This window comes from Sulfurimonas limnophila, from assembly GCF_059705345.1.
Map to the genome: position 1 here is coordinate 1 of NZ_AP046127.1, position 17697 is coordinate 17697.

General features: G+C 32.9%; 17 protein-coding genes. 15 read left to right on the plus strand and 2 right to left on the minus strand.

Going from position 1 to position 17697, the window contains the following annotated elements; all coding sequences use genetic code 11:
- From dnaA to queF, 5 genes are all read left to right on the plus strand, one after another.
- The gene (dnaA, locus tag AC6H33_RS00005; protein ID WP_497604953.1) at nucleotides 1-1308 is read left to right on the plus strand and encodes a chromosomal replication initiator protein DnaA; all 1308 of its coding nucleotides are present in this window, start codon (nucleotides 1-3) and stop codon (nucleotides 1306-1308) included.
- A 166-nt stretch (nucleotides 1309-1474) separates the two neighbouring features.
- Nucleotides 1475-2542, plus strand: coding sequence for a DNA polymerase III subunit beta (dnaN, locus tag AC6H33_RS00010; RefSeq protein WP_497604954.1), 1068 nt, complete (start codon nucleotides 1475-1477; stop codon nucleotides 2540-2542).
- Between the two features lie 147 nt (nucleotides 2543-2689).
- Entirely contained in the window at nucleotides 2690-4999 is a 2310-nt protein-coding gene (gyrB, locus tag AC6H33_RS00015) for a DNA topoisomerase (ATP-hydrolyzing) subunit B (RefSeq protein WP_497604955.1), read from the plus strand.
- Nucleotides 5000-5266: 267 nt separating this feature from the next.
- A complete protein-coding gene (locus tag AC6H33_RS00020; RefSeq protein ID WP_497604956.1) occupies nucleotides 5267-6406 on the plus strand; it encodes a bifunctional diguanylate cyclase/phosphodiesterase in 1140 nt (379 codons plus the stop codon).
- A gap of 18 nt (nucleotides 6407-6424) precedes the next feature.
- Nucleotides 6425-6802 (plus strand): preQ(1) synthase, encoded by a 378-nt coding sequence (queF, locus tag AC6H33_RS00025; protein WP_497604957.1) that lies wholly within the window; start codon nucleotides 6425-6427, stop codon nucleotides 6800-6802.
- Here queF and AC6H33_RS00030 read toward each other — a convergent pair.
- Entirely contained in the window at nucleotides 6791-8026 is a 1236-nt protein-coding gene (locus tag AC6H33_RS00030; RefSeq protein ID WP_497604958.1) for a tRNA nucleotidyltransferase/poly(A) polymerase-related protein, read from the minus strand. The genes queF and AC6H33_RS00030 overlap by 12 nt on opposite strands.
- Nucleotides 8027-8182: 156 nt before the next feature.
- On the opposite strand from AC6H33_RS00030, the gene typA reads away from it, so the two are divergent.
- Nucleotides 8183-9985 (plus strand): translational GTPase TypA, encoded by a 1803-nt coding sequence (gene typA, locus AC6H33_RS00035; RefSeq protein WP_497604959.1) that lies wholly within the window; start codon nucleotides 8183-8185, stop codon nucleotides 9983-9985.
- A 109-nt stretch (nucleotides 9986-10094) separates the two neighbouring features.
- Entirely contained in the window at nucleotides 10095-10358 is a 264-nt protein-coding gene (locus AC6H33_RS00040) for a hypothetical protein (protein ID WP_497604960.1), read from the plus strand.
- Here the strand turns inward: AC6H33_RS00040 and AC6H33_RS00045 are convergent.
- A complete protein-coding gene (locus AC6H33_RS00045; RefSeq protein ID WP_497606002.1) occupies nucleotides 10355-11236 on the minus strand; it encodes a bifunctional methionine sulfoxide reductase B/A protein in 882 nt (293 codons plus the stop codon). The two genes, AC6H33_RS00040 and AC6H33_RS00045, sit on opposite strands and share 4 nt — an antisense overlap.
- Nucleotides 11237-11440: 204 nt before the next feature.
- Here AC6H33_RS00045 and AC6H33_RS00050 point away from each other — a divergent pair, with 204 nt between their 5' ends.
- From AC6H33_RS00050 to AC6H33_RS00085, 8 genes are all read left to right on the plus strand, one after another.
- Nucleotides 11441-12463 (plus strand): ribonucleotide-diphosphate reductase subunit beta, encoded by a 1023-nt coding sequence (locus AC6H33_RS00050; RefSeq protein ID WP_497604961.1) that lies wholly within the window; start codon nucleotides 11441-11443, stop codon nucleotides 12461-12463.
- The gene (locus tag AC6H33_RS00055) at nucleotides 12450-13193 is read left to right on the plus strand and encodes a carbon-nitrogen hydrolase family protein (RefSeq protein WP_497604962.1); all 744 of its coding nucleotides are present in this window, start codon (nucleotides 12450-12452) and stop codon (nucleotides 13191-13193) included. The genes AC6H33_RS00050 and AC6H33_RS00055 overlap by 14 nt, the downstream gene beginning before the upstream one ends.
- A complete protein-coding gene (locus AC6H33_RS00060) occupies nucleotides 13177-13824 on the plus strand; it encodes a protein-L-isoaspartate(D-aspartate) O-methyltransferase (protein ID WP_497604963.1) in 648 nt (215 codons plus the stop codon). Before AC6H33_RS00055 ends, AC6H33_RS00060 begins: the two co-directional genes overlap by 17 nt.
- A gap of 71 nt (nucleotides 13825-13895) precedes the next feature.
- On the plus strand, nucleotides 13896-14900 hold the full coding sequence (locus AC6H33_RS00065) for a phospholipase A (RefSeq protein ID WP_497604964.1): 1005 nt from the start codon (nucleotides 13896-13898) through the stop codon (nucleotides 14898-14900).
- A gap of 59 nt (nucleotides 14901-14959) precedes the next feature.
- Nucleotides 14960-15793 carry an FAD-dependent thymidylate synthase gene (locus tag AC6H33_RS00070; RefSeq protein ID WP_497604965.1) on the plus strand — a complete coding sequence of 278 codons (834 nt, stop codon included), beginning with the start codon at nucleotides 14960-14962 and terminating at the stop codon, nucleotides 15791-15793.
- A gap of 4 nt (nucleotides 15794-15797) precedes the next feature.
- Nucleotides 15798-16016: a hypothetical protein gene (locus AC6H33_RS00075; protein ID WP_497604966.1), complete on the plus strand. Its 219-nt coding sequence runs from the start codon at nucleotides 15798-15800 to the stop codon at nucleotides 16014-16016.
- A gap of 8 nt (nucleotides 16017-16024) precedes the next feature.
- A complete protein-coding gene (locus AC6H33_RS00080) occupies nucleotides 16025-16579 on the plus strand; it encodes a PhnA domain-containing protein (RefSeq protein ID WP_497604967.1) in 555 nt (184 codons plus the stop codon).
- Between the two features lie 15 nt (nucleotides 16580-16594).
- Nucleotides 16595-17692 (plus strand): deoxyguanosinetriphosphate triphosphohydrolase family protein, encoded by a 1098-nt coding sequence (locus AC6H33_RS00085; RefSeq protein WP_497606003.1) that lies wholly within the window; start codon nucleotides 16595-16597, stop codon nucleotides 17690-17692.
- Nucleotides 17693-17697 lie beyond the last annotated feature (5 nt).

A 17697-nucleotide genomic window follows, 5' to 3' on the forward strand; every position in this document is an offset into this window, starting at 1 on the left:
GTGAACATCGGTCAAAAAATTTTGCTTTTGTTAAAAGAAGAGATTCCAGAAGTAGAGTACAACAGATATATAAAACATTTAACTTACGATATAAAAAAATCCACAGAAGATAATGCTATATTTCATGCCCCAAATTCTCTTGTTTTAAACTGGATAAAAAATAAATACAGCTCAAAAATAAAACATCTATTTGAAATTCAAAACTCTACAAAAGTAAATGTTAGTATTTCACTAAAAAATCAAATTGAATCTAAAAAACCAGAACAAAAAAATCTACAAAAACAGCAACATTCACTCCTAAATCCTTCACATACGTTTGAAAATTTTATGGTTGGCGGTTCCAATCAGTTTGCATATGCTGCTGTTAAAAGTGTTAGTGAAAAAGCTGGTGTTTTATACAATCCTCTTTTTATCCATGGTGGAGTAGGTCTTGGAAAAACGCATCTTATGCAAGCAGCTGGAAATGTTTTTCAAAATCAAGGCAAAGTTGTTATTTATACAACAGTCGAACAATTTTTAAATGATTTTATCCGCCATGTAAGAAATAAAACTATGGAGAGATTTCAAGAAAAATATCGCAAATGTGATGTTCTTCTTATCGATGATATACAATTTCTAAGCAATAAAGAGGGTATTCAAGAAGAATTTTTTCATACATTTGAAGCACTAAAGGGTGTTGGAAAACAGATTATCTTAACAGCTGATAAACATCCAAAAAAAATAGCAGGACTTGAAAAAAGACTTCAGAGCAGATTTGAACATGGACTTGTTGCAGATATACAACCGCCAGAACTTGAGACAAAAATAGCTATTATAGAAAACAAGTGTAAGATAAATAAAGTTGTTTTAACTAAAGATATAATCCACTACATAGCAACAGTAATAGAGAGTAATGTTCGTGAGATAGAGGGAATTTTATCAAAACTGCATGCATATTCACAGCTTATGCATGTTGATATAGATTTACAATTTACAAAAAATGTCCTAAAAGATCAACTTCAAGAAAATCGTGCAAATCTAACTCTAGATATTATTACTCAACAGGTTTCAAAAGATTTAAATATAAAACCAAGTGAAATTCGCTCAAAAGGAAGAAGTAAAAATTTAGTTTATGCCAGAAGAATTGCTATTTATCTCTGCCGTGAATTAACCCAAAATACTATGCCTCAACTTGCACAATATTTTGGTATGCAAGATCATACCGCAATAAGCCATACACTCAAAAAAATAGCCGAATTAATGCAAAATGATGAGGATTTTAAAGTAAAAATAGAAGAGCTTACAAATAAAATTACTTCATCTTCTTAAAAAATAAAAAAAAAGATATAATTTCTTAAGTGAGCAGATGTGAAATTGACTATGTTATTTCATCACATTCAAAAAGCTCTAAAATAGGGGGAAAGTGGTGTTATTCACATAATCACTCCCTCCTACTACTAATACTATAAAATTTATATAATAAATAGGAAATCAGATGAAGATAACGATACAAAAATCTATCATTGAAAATATATTAATTCATTCACAACCATTCTTAGAAAAAAAAGATACATCTCAAATTACATCACATGTTTTTATCGATGCAACAAATTCTAAATTAACTATAAAAGCTACTGATTATGAAATCGGACTAATAGTTTCTACTAACAATTTAAATATCTCTCAAGATGGAAATGTTACAGCTAATGGTAAAAAATTACTTGACATTGTAAGAATTTTAAAAGATGGAGAAATAAATTTAGAAGTTAAGGGCGATATTTTATACATATCACAATCACATTCTAAATTTAAACTTCCAACTTTTTCATATAGTGAATTTCCAGCATTTCCTACAAGCGAAGGAAAAGCACGTATACTAATTGATTCTCATACACTAATTGATTCATTAAGAAAAATAACACCATCAATTGATATAAATAATCCTAAATTTGAGTTAAATGGTGCACTTATAGATATAAAAGAGAGTAATATAAATTTTGCCTCAACTGATACAAGAAGATTAGCAGTAGTAAATGTTAATAACCAAAGTAGCTCAGAGTTATCAATAATAGTACCAAAAAAAGCAATAATAGAAATACAAAAACTGTTTTTTGATGATATCGAACTATATTATGATGAAAATAATTTAATAATTCACTCTAAAGAGTATATTTTCTTTACAAAGTTGATTAATGGAAAATTTCCTGAATACTCTAGAATAATTCCAAAAGAGATAAAAAATAGTATTACTCTACAAAAAGCCAAAATGATAGAAGCAATAAAGCAAATTACTACAATATCTACAGATGTAAAAATAACATTTTTAAATGACACAATTACATTTGAATCTTTAAGTGATGATAATATAGAAGCTAAAACAGAAATTGACTCTAAAACAGGTTTTTTATCTCCTTTTGTTATTGCCGTTAACAGCAGATACCTTTTAGACTTTTTAAATACAATAAACAACTCTGAATTTAACATAGGATTAAATGAGAGCAATCTTCCTTTTATATTAAGTGATGGCAATTTTAAAACAGTTGTTATGCCAATAGTCATCTAATTTTTTTATTTTATTGCTTTTTTATTTATCTAATCAAAAAGCAATAAACCCCCTTAAAACAGAACACTTCATAGATATAAAACTTCTTTTTAGAATATATTAGATAAAATATCTCCAATTATGTAAAAAGTTATAATGGAGTATTGAATGGAAAATTACGGCGCTAGTAATATTAAAGTCCTTAAAGGATTAGAAGCAGTTCGTAAAAGACCTGGTATGTATATCGGTGATACAGGTCATAGAGGTTTACATCATTTAGTTTATGAAGTTATAGATAACTCTATAGATGAAGCAATGGCTGGTCACTGCGATACCATTAATGTGACTCTTACAAAAAATGGAACGTGTAAAGTAACTGATAATGGTCGCGGAATTCCTACTGATATGCATCCAACTGAAGGTATGAGTGCTGCTACGGTTGTTTTAACAGTTTTACATGCTGGAGGTAAATTTGATAAAGATACTTATAAAGTTTCAGGCGGTTTACATGGTGTTGGTGTATCTGTTGTAAATGCTCTTTCATCTGATTTAAAAATGACGATTCAAAGAGAGGGCGAAATTTTTGAACAAGATTTTAAAAAAGGTATTCCTCAAGAAGTTCTAAAAGTAATTGGAACTTCTAAAAAAACTGGAACAACTATAGAGTTTTCACCAGATCCAAGTATATTTACAGAAACAGTAATTTTTGAATATGAATATTTAGCAAGAAGATTTAAAGAGTTAGCTTACTTAAACCCATTTATAACTATTATTTTCAAAGATGAAAGAACAAATGTAAAAGAAGAGTACCACTTTGAAGGCGGTATCGCTCAATATGTAACCGATTTAAATAAAAAACAAGAAGTTGCTAAAGTTTTTGTTTTTAGTTCAAAAATAGAAGATATAGAGTTTGATATCTCTCTTATGTATAATGATACTTATGATGAAAAAGTTTACTCATTTGTAAATAATATTCGTACCCCAAATGGAGGAACTCATGAAGCTGGTTTTAGAGCAGGGCTTACTCGTGTTATCTCAAACTATAATACTCAAAATGGCGCAGCAAAAGAGAAAGATGTAAAAATTAGCGGAGAAGATACAAGTGAAGGTTTAATAGCTGTTGTATCTGTTCGTGTTCCTGAACCGCAGTTTGAAGGACAAACAAAGGGTAAACTTGGAAATACTTATGTAAGACCATTAGTTCAAAAAGCTACTTATGAACTTTTGAGTAAATATTTTGAAGAAAATCCAATCGAAGCAAAAGCAATAGTTGCTAAATCATTAATGGCGGCACGTGGTCGTGAAGCTGCAAAAAAAGCAAGAGAGTTAACTCGTAGAAAAGATTCTATGAGTGTTGGAACACTTCCTGGAAAACTAGCAGATTGTCAAAGTAAAGATGCTTCTATATGTGAGTTATATCTGGTGGAGGGCGATTCTGCTGGTGGTTCCGCAAAAATGGGAAGAGATAGAGTTTTTCAAGCAATTCTTCCACTAAAAGGTAAGATTTTAAATGTTGAAAAAGCAAGACTTGACAAGATTTTAAAATCTGAAGAAATTACAAATATGATAACCGCGATGGGTTGTGGAATCGGTGAAGAGTATAATGAAGACAAACTCCGTTATCATAAACTTATTATTATGACCGATGCCGATGTTGATGGAAGTCATATTCAAACTTTACTACTTACATTTTTCTTCCGTCACTTTAGAAGTGTTATAGAAAATGGTTATTTATATCTTGCTCAACCACCGCTTTACCGTTATAAAAAAGGTAAAAAAGAGATATATTTTAAAGACGATCGTGCTATGAATGACTTTTTAATAGAAAATGGAATAGAGTTATTAGAAGAGCAGAGTGTTGGACATAATGATTTACTTTCTTACTTTAAGATGGTTGATCACTATAGAGGATCACTTGAAGCACTAAAGAAAAGATACGCCTTAGTAGAGCTTATCCGTCATTTTATAGAAAATCCTGATTTAATTGGTCTTGATATAGAAAGTATGTATAAAAAAGTTGAAGAATTTTTAGCAATTAATGGAAACAATATTTTGACTAAAACTATCTCAGAAGACTCTATTCATATTTTTGTTCAAACTAAAGACGGAATGGAAGAGTTGCTTATAAATGATGATTTATTTGGAGCACCTCACTTTGCAGAAGCTAGTTTTGTATACAGAAAAATTAGAGAGTGGAATTTAGACTTTAAAGAAGACATTTTAAAAGTTTTAGAAAATATTATAGATTATGCTAAAAAAGGTTCATATATTCAACGCTACAAAGGTCTTGGAGAGATGAATCCAGATCAACTTTGGGAGACAACGATGACTCCTGAAAATCGTGTCTTATTACAAGTTACAATTGAAGATGCAGAGCTTGCAAGTGATACATTTACTCTGTTTATGGGCGATGAAGTTGAACCACGCCGTAACTATATAGAGACGCATGCAAAAGATGTTAAACATTTAGATGTTTAAATAATAAAACAAATGCTTCTCCCACAAACTAAAGAGAGAGAATACCGTTTTAGACTAGCTCTAAGAATGGTATTTCCTATTTTCTCTTTAATTAGTGCCCTTTTTTTTCATACATTCATTACAAGTCAAGAAGTACTCAATATATCTTTTTACGTTGAGATATCATTAATACTGCTGTTTAGCATATATTTTATTTTTTACCTTATTTATAAAGGTTTTGATATAAAAATAACTGACAACATATCAAATGTTTTTACAAGAGAATATATGTATGAATACCTTAAAAAAGAGATAAAAAAAAATCATGAATATACACTTGTTCTGATAAGTGTTGATAATTTAAATGAGATAAACAGCAGATATGGTATAAAAAATGGGGATAAAGTACTTTTAGAAATTGTTTTATGGATGGCAGAGTATCTAAAAACAAAAGATATTAATAATTTTCCAATCGGGCGTATAAAAGGTGGTGATTTTATAATAGGGCTAAATGGAAATAAAGATCAATATAAAACAATAATGGAATTGATGTGTCTTAAAAGTGAAGAGTTTAAAGTCTATGAGATTGAAATACAAATATCACTTGCTATAAATGATATAAAATTTTCAAAAAACATAGATTTCTTAGTAGAAAATCTCTTTGAATTACAGATTAAAAATAGAGACTTAAAGCTCGCTACCAACATAGAAAATGATATAAATCCAAGTGATTTAGAGTATTTTGTTATAAATGCAATTAAAAATAGAGATATATCTATTTTTATGCAAGATATATTTGAAGATGAAAAAAAAGCCTTTAAAGAGTGTTCTATAAAATTAAATGCACCAGATGGCAAGTTGCTTCATCAAAAAAATTATATGAAAATTTTGGATAAGTTAAGACTTATGAATGAATATGACATAATTGTTTTAGAAAAAATAGTAGAAATTTGCAGAAAAACAGATAATGATAAATTTGTTATCTCTTTGGCACCAACTTCTATTAGAAATCAAATTACGTTTGGTAAAATTAAAGAGATTTTTTATAAAAATAGATTCCTAAAAGATAGAATAGTAGTGCTCTTTAGTGAGAATGAGTATTTTCCAAAGATAGATAAATTCAACGGATACTTAGAAGAACTAAGAGATTTTGGTGTTTTAGTCGCTGTTGATAGATTGGGTTCTCTGCATACAAGTTTTTTATATCTAAGAGATTTGAATATAGACATAGTTAGATTTGACTCATACTATAGTAAAAAAATAGGTGAAAATAGATATGAAAATATAATAAGTGGTTTTAACACAATGGCAAAGGAAAAAGGTGTTAAAACTTGGATAAAAATGATAGAAGATGAGAGTACTAAAAAAGTAGCTCAAAATATAGGTGTTAACTATTTACAAGGTAGATATTTATCACCGCTAAAATAAATTATAAGAGGATTTAAAATGAAATACGGCGAAAAAATTGTTAATGAGTTTGATGTAGAAAAAGATTTAGAAATTTGGCCAAATGAGCACAAAAGAAACTATCTTATAAAGATGACGCTTCCAGAGTTTTCTTGTCTTTGCCCTAGAAGTGGGTATCCAGACTATGCAACTATATATCTTGAATATACTCCAGATGAATTAGTAGTAGAGCTAAAAGCGATTAAACTCTATATAAACTCTTTTAGAGATAGACATATCTCACATGAAAATAGTGCAAATGAGATTTACACTGTTTTAGAGAGAAAATTAAAACCAAAATATATGAAAATAGTAGCAGATTACAATCCAAGAGGAAATGTTCACACCGTTATAGAGATTGATAGCTCAAAGATTTAGGTAGTTTTTTAACCAAACTGAAGCTTCATCGTGACTCTTAAATTCACTATTCATTTGGGCTTCATAGCAATCATTTAAAATCTTGCTAAACTCTATAGATGGGCTTAGCCCAGCTTCAACTAAATCTCGTCCTTGTAAAAGCGGAGATAGTTTTTTTGTTAGGACACTCAATTTTTTAGCTTTTTCAAAAATTATCTGACCCATTTTGTAGAGGTTTTGTGAGTTATTCGCATAGTGTATAGAACTACCTAAAATTAATAACTCTTCTATATTTATTTTTGTTGCAAGTTTGTATATAAAGTAGTTGTCTATACCATTTATATCAACATGTATAAGACTATTATAGGCTTCAACTAACTCTATAATGCTTTTACATAACTCTTTCTCATATACAATAATGCTTAAACTAGCTTCAATCTGCTCTTTTGGAATTTTAAAATATAGCCCTGCTAACATTAACACCAAATTTTGCTTTTTGTTAGTAGTTAGCTGTTTTGCAATTTCATCTATAACATTCAAGTTATCATTAAATATATCAGAACCGAACTCATTTAAAAGTTTAAAACCAACAGATGGTCTTTTTGACTTTAAAAGAAGCTTTTTAAGTTCTTCAAAAATTCTCTCCTTTGGAAGCTCTGCTAACAAACCACAAGATACCATCTCTTTGCATGTTATAGCCAAATTATGCTCTATACTTAAATCAAATCTAGCGCAAAATTGAACAGCTCTTAGAACTCTTAGCGGATCTTGTCCAAAACTCTCTAAATCTACTGCTCTAAGTATCTTATTTTCCAAATCAGCAGCACCATTAAAAGGGTCTAATATTTTTTTTGAAACTAGATCAAATCCAATTGCATTGATGGTAAAATCTCTTCTTGACGCTGCTGTTTTAAAATCAAGAACAGAGCAGGTTTGTATATCAAATCCACGATGTCCAGATGCAATTTTATTATCTTTTCTTGGAAGAGAAAAATCTAAATCATAACCTTCAAATTTTAGTTTACATACCCCAAAACTTTTCCCTACCAGATTAATTTTTCCAAATACTTGCAAAATATCTTGCAAAATTTCAAATGAAACTACCCCATAAACTTCTATATCTATATCTTTTGATTCTATAAATAGTAATGAATCTCTAATAAATCCGCCAACAATAATAGGAGTTATATCATACTCTTTGAGTTTATCGAAAATAGGCTCTAATACGCTTGGATACTTAATCATATGGGTTCCAAATATGAATATTTATAATAAAATTTATAACTTTAAGGGTAAGTATAACACTACTTTTACAAAGATATAAATTTTTTTTAGATATAATCGCGAAAATTTTTAATCTTGGTTTTATGTTATTTTAACTAAGCCAAAGAAGGACGCCTCGTGCAAAAAATCAGAAATATAGCAGTTATCGCTCACGTTGACCACGGTAAAACTACACTAGTAGATGGATTATTAGAGCAATCAGGAACATACGGTGCTCATGAGCAACATGATGAAAGAGCAATGGATTCTAACGCTTTAGAGAAAGAGCGCGGTATTACTATTCTCTCTAAAAATACAGCAATTCGTTATAAAGATTTTAAAATCAATATTATCGATACTCCGGGCCACGCCGATTTTGGTGGAGAAGTTGAGCGCGTTTTAAAGATGGTAGACGGTGTTTTAGTTTTAGTTGATGCTTACGAGGGTGTTATGCCTCAAACTAAGTTTGTTGTTAAAAAGATGTTAGCACTTGGTAAAAAACCAATCGTTGTTATCAATAAAATTGACAAACCTTCAGCAGAGCCTGATCGTGTTGTTGATGAGATGTTTGACCTTTTTGCTGCGATGGATGCAACTGAAGACCAATTGGATTTCCCAATTATTTATGCTGCTGCACGTGATGGTATTGCAAAGCTTAATATGGAAGACCCAGATGGAAACTTTGAGTGTATTTTTGAAACTATCTTAGCTCAAATCCCAGAGCCAGTGGGTGACAAAGAAAATCCTACTCAAGCACAAGTATTTACACTTGACTATGATAACTATGTTGGTAAAATTGGAATTTCTCGTATATTTAATGGCGTTATTAGAAAAGGTGATAACATCATGCTTGCAAAAGCAGATGGCGAACTAGTAAAAGGAAAAATCTCTAAACTTATCGGTTTTCATGGTCTAAACCGTATGGAGATTCAAGAAGCTGAAGCGGGTGATATCGTGGCATTTGCTGGTTTAGAGACTGTTGATGTTGGAGATACTGTTTGTGATCCTAAAAATCCTATGCCTCTTGATCCTATGCACATCGAAGAGCCGACACTTACAGTTGTATTTTCCGTAAATGACTCTCCACTTGCAGGTCAAGAAGGAAAACATGTTACTTCAAATAAACTCAAAGATAGACTTGAAGCTGAGATGACAACAAACGTTGCTATGAAACTTGAAGTTGTTGGTGAGGGTAAATTTAAAGTTTCAGGACGTGGTGAGCTTCAAATCACAATTCTTGCAGAGAATATGCGTCGTGAAAACTTCGAGTTCGGTGTAAGTCGTCCAGAAGTTATCGTAAAAGAGATTGAAGGCGTTAAGTGTGAACCATTTGAGCACCTTGTAATCGATGTGCCTGAAGAATTTAGTGGTGCAGTAATTGAGAAGCTTGGAAAAAGAAAAGCTGAGATGAAATCTATGATTCCAATGGGTCAAGGTTTCCAAAGAATTGAGTTTGAAATTCCTGCGCGTGCACTTATAGGTTTCCGTGGTCAATTCCTTACTGATACTAAAGGCGAGGGTATTATGAACCACTCATTTTTAGAGTTCCGCCCATATAGCGGTACAGTTGAATCAAGAACATATGGCGCACTTATCTCTATGGAAAATGGAGAGACGTTAGCATATTCACTATTTAACATTCAAGATCGTGGTGTACTATTTATCGGACCACAAACAAAAATTTATGAAGGTATGATTGTTGGTGAGCATTCACGCTCAAACGACCTTGTAGTTAATGCTATCAAAGGTAAAGCTCAGTCAAACGTTCGTTCATCTGGTGCAGATGAGGCTATTAAACTTATACCGTTCCGCGATATGTCACTAGAGCGTGCATTAGAGTGGATTGAAGATGATGAGCTTCTAGAAATTACACCAAAAAGTATCCGTATTCGTAAAAAATTCTTAACAGAAAGTGAAAGAAAAAGAAACGTACGTAAATAGTAAAAAGCCCTTTTGTTGGGCTTTTTAACCCGCTATACTCTACATTAAAACAGATACCTTCTCATATCAATATATGTTATACTTCTTGTAAATCAAAAAAGGATAAAAAATGGATGGAATAATGTATCCTATCTCTTTGTTGGCAATTGCTCTAATGGCTTTTACTTTTTATCAGAACAACAGCATAAAGATGATGGTTTTAATACTTGCTATTGGAGGATATATTATCTACTCCCATGAGACAGGCTATAATGCGACAGAGTTTAAAAATGAGATGATTGATTCACTTGATAAATCAGCACGAGACTTTAGTAAATCTCGCGGTACTGAAGGTTATGATGAGACTAAATTGAAAAAAGAGTTAAAAGATTAAAACCTCTTAACATATCCATGGCAATAAGGGGCACTCCCTTTTTTGTCATAGTAGTTTTGATGACTCTCATCAGCTGGATAAAAATCTGATTTTTTTATTATTTTTGTTGCAACTCTATAACCGTTAGCCTCAAGTTTGCTAATTAAATCTTCTGCGACCTCTCTCTCTTTGTTATTTTGCACAAAAATTGCAGAGAGATACTGCTCTCCTATATCTGGACCTTGACCGTTAGTTTGAGTTGGGTCATGAATCTCAAAAAAAGCTTTCGCTATCTCTTCATAAGATATTTTACTTTCATCATAAACAACTTCAACACTCTCAAGATGTCCTGTATTTGAGCGGACAACCTCATAATAACTTGGATTTTTTACAAAACCTCCCATAAAGCCTGAGGTTACCTCTTTTACTCCAGAGAGCTTTTGTAAGTAGTATTCAACTCCCCAAAAACAGCCACCAGCAAAGTAGGCATAAGATAGATTTTCATTTTTAGTATCTGGCTTTTTTACGAGATTTAAAGAGATAGAGTTTACGCAGTGTCTTGTATTTTTTGATGTAAAGCCCTCACCTTCAAAAACATGCCCTAAATGAGCACCGCAATGAGAACATACAATCTCTACTCGTCTGCCATCCTTGTCTGGGATTCTCTTTATAGCGCCCTTTATCTCATCATCAAAGCTCGGCCAACCAGAGCGTGAATCAAACTTTGAGCTTGAGTCAAACAAAGGCGCATCGCAAAGTTTACATGTGTAGATACCTCGTGATTTTTCATCTGTATATTTTCCAACAAAAGGGCGCTCTGTTCCTTTATGGAGAATTACACGCTTCTCTTCATCACTTAATTTTTCAATTTTTTTCTCTAATGATTCTAATGCATTCATGGTTGTTATAATAAGTATGAAAATAAAAATGTATCTCATACTATTCTCCTGTCTCTGTTTTTGAAATTATAAAGGAGCCCTCTATAACAGAATATAGAATATTTTTATTAAGCTAATTTATAAAGTAAAGTTAAAGATGATTTTTTATGAAATAAAAACGTTCTTAAAGATATAATCCTATACTAAAATTTTTAGGAATAAAATATGAACAGAAAAAAAATATATAATCCAGAATCAAACGAAAGTGTAAACGATAGAAGAATATTTGGTGGAAATCCTACGGGAATTTTTGAGCTTAACGATATAAAGTATCAGTGGGCATATAATCTTTGGGAGATGATGTTAAACAACACATGGTTTCCAAAAGAAGTTGATATGACTCGTGATGTTAGTGACTATAAACAGATTACTGATGTGGAAAAAGCCTCTTACGATAAAGCTCTTGCACAGCTGATATTTATGGATTCTCTTCAAACTAACAATATCATGGACAATATAAATCCCTATGTTACATCTCCAGAAATTAACCTTATTTTAGTGCGTCAAGCTTTTGAAGAAGCGCTTCACTCTCAGAGTTATGCAGTAATGGTTGACACTATCTCTACAAACTCAAAAGAGATTTATGAGTTATGGCGTCGTGATATGATGCTAAAGGGTAAAAATGATGCGATAGCTAGAGTTTATGAGGAGCTATCTAAAAATCCTAGTGAGCATAACTTTGTAAAAGCTTGTTTTGCAAATCAGATTTTAGAAGGTATCTACTTTTATAGTGGTTTTGCTTATATCTACACACTTGCAAGAAGTGGGAAAATGTTAGGCTCTGCTCAGATGATTAGATTTATCCAAAGAGATGAAGTTACTCACTTGGTTATTTTTCAAAACCTTATAAACTCCCTTAGAAAAGAGAGACCTGATTTGTTCACTGAGACGCTAAAGGCAGAAGTTGTTGAGATGTTTAAAGAAGCAGTAGCACTTGAAGTTGCATGGGGAAAATACATAACTGGCGGACAAATTTTAGGTCTAACAGATGCTATCATAGAGCAGTATATCCAGTACCTTGCAGATGATAGGCTCTCTTCAGTCGGATTTACAAAACTTTATAATGTAACAAATCCTATAAAATGGGTTGATGATTTTTCAAAATTTAATGACCAAAAAACAAATTTCTTTGAGGGCACTGTAGCCAACTACTCAAAGGGAAGCCTTACTTTTGATGATGACTTCTAATAGTAGCGAGTACAAACTCTGCTCGCTTCTTTTTGATACTATCGAGGGTGATTATCATGCTAATTTGCAAACACTGCTAAGCCTCATAAATCAAGTATCTCCAAAATCTCTTATCGTTGCGCCAGAGGTCTCTCTGAGTGGTTTTGATTATAAAAACTATGAAGAGGCGATAGCCTTTAGTGATGTTGCAGATGTGTCAATTAAAGCAGCCTCTCGTGATAAGATAATAATCCTTACTATGCTTCAAAGAAAAGATGGTGAGATTTTTAATTTTGCCAAAATTTTCTTTAATGGCGAAATAGTCTATCAAAGAGCAAAGGCAAAACTCTTTCGCTTTGGTGATGAGCATAAGTACATGTCAGAGGGCTCTACAGATGAGATTGAGATAGTTGAAGTTGATGGTATAAAAATCGGAATATTAATCTGTTTTGAGCTTAGGTTTAAAGAGCTGTGGAAAAAGCTTGAGGGGTGTGATGTAATAGCAATTCCATCATGGTGGGGAGTTCTAAGAACGGAGCATTTTAAAACTCTAACTAGAGCACTAGCTATTATGAACCAGTGTTATGTAGTTGCTAGTGATTCATTAAACAGCGAGTGTACAAAAATGAGTGGTATTATCAAGCCTCATGGCGAAGATGAGAGAAATGAAGATAGAGCATATCTTGAGCTCCCATATGATAAAAAAGAGATTCAGACAATGAGAAGATATATGGATGTTGGCATTGGATAGAATTACTGCTACAAAAACTGCAAAATTAGCGCAAGAGTGCCATAAGATTTTTTCTCTTAGCCAAAATGTTATAGATGCTATATCAAATACCTCCAGAGAAGAGTTCGTTCCAGCTGGTTTTAAACATAACGCATATAAGCTCGATGCCCTTCCTATGGGCTCTTCGCAGTGGATAAGCTCCCCGCTTACAGTTGCAAAAATGACTCACTATCTAGAAGCAAAAAAAGATGATAGGGTTTTGGAGATAGGGTGCGGAAGTGGTTATCAAGCAGCTGTTTTATCGCATATATTTCGTGGTGTTTTTACTATCGAGAGAATTGAACCACTTATACTTGAGGCAAAACAACGCTTTAGAAAACTAGGAATTAGCAACATTCATACAAAGCTAGATGATGGACAAAACGGTTGGGCGCAATATGCACCCTATGATAGAATACTTTTTTCAGCAACTGCAAAAGAGATTCCTTCAAAAATTTTTGAACAACTTTGTGATGGCGGTATCTTGGTCGCTCCTATGCAAGTAGGCGTAAAACAGGTTATAACACGTTTTAAAAAAGTTGGGAGCTCTGTACAAAAAGAGGAGCTTGAAGCGTGTGATTTTGTACCTATTTTAAATGGGATTCAAAAATAGTGTTACGCCTATTTCTGATAGCTTTATTGGCACTCTCTCTTAAAGCTTCAGTGACATATGATGAGGCGAATTTGCTTTATGAAAGAGGCGAGTATAAAGAAGCTTTTGAAGCTTTTGAAGCTTTAGCAAATGATGATGCAGATGCAGCATATATGTTAGCAAAGATGTATGAGCAAGGAGAAGGGTGTGAGAAGAGCGAACAAAAAGCTCTAGAGTGGTATAAGGCATCATCTCATATCTACTATGAACAATCAAAGCATAGTCCTTTACGAAATGTGCAAAAACAGCAAAAAGAGATATTTAAAACATTAGATAAAATCGATAACAGCGAAACTCAAGAGACATTTAGACAATATGCACAATCTCTTTACAACTTTAAAGCCCACAATGCAAACTACTTTTTGCCAATAAGCTATCGTTACGATGATAATTATGGCGATGTAAATGGACATGAAACTCGCAGAATCGAGAGTGAATTCCAAGTAAGTCTAAAATATGATTTTGCAGCTAATTTTTTTAAATTTCGTGAGATATATTCAGTAGCATACACGCAAAAATCTTTTTGGCAATCTTATTCGGATTCTGCTTTTTTTAGAGAGTCAAACTATAATCCTGAGGTTTTTGTAACAATTCCTACATCAGAGATTGGCGATGGAAGATTGTTAAAAGGTATAAGAATGGGCGTTGCTCATGAGTCAAACGGCAGAGGTGCTCAGGATGAACGCTCTTGGAACTACTTCAATACAAGCCTTTTTTTTCAGTACAATATACTACTTGCTGAGTTAAAATTCTGGGCAAGGTTGCCTGATGCTAATGATTATAATCCAGAACTGATTGACACTATGGGGCATGGATATTTAAAAATTGCAATCCCATACAAAAAAAATTTACTTGACATAAAAATAAGAGATAATTTTAACTCTAAAGGTTCTGTGGAGCTTAATTACTCATATCCAATGTCCAGCAGAGATGATCTATTTTTTTATATGAAGTTTTTTAATGGTTATGGCGAGAGTTTAATTGATTATGACAACCATGTTAAAAAAGTAGGGATTGGTTTTAGTATATCAAGATAAAGGCTTATTAGTAAGCTTTTTATAGTAAAATAATATCTAGCATAAATGAGGATAGGTGTATGGAAAGTGTGTACGGCATAAAATATTCAAGACCTGAAGTAGTCTTAATACAAGAGACGGGGATAGGTGTAGCTGAGGCTGCAGCTAGAACTTGCTATGACTCATTTGAAAATAGCGAAAATGAAGCGATTCAGTATATTGAAAAAAATATGCCTAATAGTTCAATATGCCAAGAGATAAACGGTATTGAAGGCTCAAACCTTTTAGATGATTTGGCGTGGACCTATTTTCATCACTCTATTTTAGAACATGCAAATCTAAGCTTTTTAGTACGAGGAACAAGCAGAGGCGTGCTTCAAGAACATGCACGTCATCGCATGCAAGCGATTAGCGTAAGAAGTACCCGCTACACAATGAGCTCTGTAATAAACGCTTTTGTAGCTTCAATGGCGACTAATGATAGAGATTTCTTCATAGATAAAGTTTTGAGTTTTGATATGCTTGTTACATGCGATGTGGAGTATAACAAAATAGAGATTGGTGCGATGTATGATAAGCTTCTCTACCAGTCAAAAATAGTAGAAGATTTCAATGAAATAGCCGTAGCTAAAAGCTCGTTAGACTTTTTGGATGAGTTTAAAAGCAGTCCAAAAGCTCTTTTTGATGCACTAGAGAGCGGAAAAAAGAAGCGTAATGTAGGCGATGCTTTTAAGCACATAATCAGCGATAACGTAAAAGTTGATATGGTTGTTACTTTTAACCTTAGAAGCCTGAAAAACTACTTTACATTAAGAGATAGTGGAGCTGCTTATTTTCAGATAAGATGGCTGGCACAAGAGATGATGCGAAAAACACCATCAAAATATTTAGATTTAATCATTAAAAAAAGGTAATTACATGTGGAAATATATTGCTATAAGCACTCTGTTATTTAGCGGGTGTTCATATTTTGAGTTTAACTTTGCTATGTGTGAAAATGTAGGTCCAAACAGCGATCCGAGCATGATTGAAAAGTGTAGAAACTACAACGAAGAAGAGGCACAAAAAGCCTTTGATGGAACAAAACACAAATCTACAACCGTACCAGAAGATGCGATTGAGTTTAAAAAATATTAGGAGAAATTATGAGAGTTGAAGAAGAGTTAAAGAGCAGAAGTGGTTCCAAGTGTGAGCTTTGCCAAAGTAGCGAAAATCTTAGCGTTTTTGAAGTTGTACCATCGGATGGAAGCGCAGAGCAGTCAATCTACATCTGCGCTACATGTAAAGAGCAGATAGAAAATCCTTCAACGATGGATGAAGTACATTTCAACTGCTTAAATGATAGTATGTGGAGCGAAGTACCAGCTGTTGTAGTTATGTCATATAGAGCGTTAAAGCTTCTTGGCAGAGAAGATTTAGTGGACTCAATCTATATGGAAGATGATCTCAAAGCTTGGGCAGATGCGGGAATTAGTAGCTCAAGCAATGCAGTAGTAAAAGACTCAAACGGAACTGTTTTAAATGCAGGTGATAGCGTTGTAATTATCAAAGATTTAGAGGTTAAAGGTGCTGGTTTTACTGCAAAAAGAGGCACAACCGTTAGAAACATCTCAATACCTCAAGACGTAGAGGGACATATTGAAGGCAGAGTAAATGGAACAAAAATTTATCTAAAAACAGAGTTTTTGAAGAAAGCTTAAAACAAGGGGTCTATAATAGAAGCGCATCATAGATTTTTCACAATAGATAAAGATTTTAGAAACCCATACGCAAGGGATAGAGATAGAATCATACACTCTGGGAGTTTTAGAAAACTTGAGTATAAAACTCAGGTTTTTTTAAACCAAGAGGGTGATTTTTTTCGCACACGCCTTACCCACTCAATAGAAGTTTCACAAATTGCACGCTCAATCACTTCTCATCTAGGACTTAATGAATCTTTAGCAGAGGCAATAGCACTTGCACACGATTTAGGGCACACTCCATTTGGACATATAGGCGGAGATACGCTTGATGAGTCTCTAAAGCATGACGGTTTTAAAAATGGATTTGACCATAACTTTCAAAGCTTTAGAGTTGTTTCATCACTTGAAAAGCGTTATAAAGGGTTTGATGGGCTTAACCTTACGTTTGCAACACAAGAGGGGATACTCAAGCACTCTTACCCATATAAAAAGAGCTTTCTTCCATCTTTTATTGATGAAAATTTCAATCTTGAGACACACCCAAGTATTGAGGCTATGGTAGTTGATCGCGCTGATGAGATTGCATACATAACACATGATATTGATGATGGAGTAAACTCTGGTTTGATACGTTTTGAAGATCTAAGAGAGAGCGAACTAATCAAAGAAATTTTACAAAAGGTCCAAGATGAGGGGATTTGCGAGGATGAAGATGAGATGTTTAGATACCGTTTTGTCTCACATCTAATCAACCATCTTGTATATTCTTTAATTGAGTACTCAAAAGATAAAATTGATAATAGCAAAATATATAGTGCCTCACTTCCAAGCAAGAGTGAGTTGCCTGTGGGTTTTGAGCCAACATTAGAGTCTGAGATTAAAAAATTAAAAAAACTTCTTTTCACAAAACTTTATCAACATAAAGATATTATGATAAAGATGTATGCAGGTAAACAAGCGATAAAAGGGCTTTATAAAGGGCTAAATGAAGAGCCAAAGATGATGCCAAAATTTTATCTGGAGCAGTTGCAGAGTAAAAATAAACATAGAGTTATCGCAGATTATATAGCTTCTATGAGCGATAGACATGCTTTGTCATTCTATAACGAGATGTACGGGAGAGTTTAGTTAAG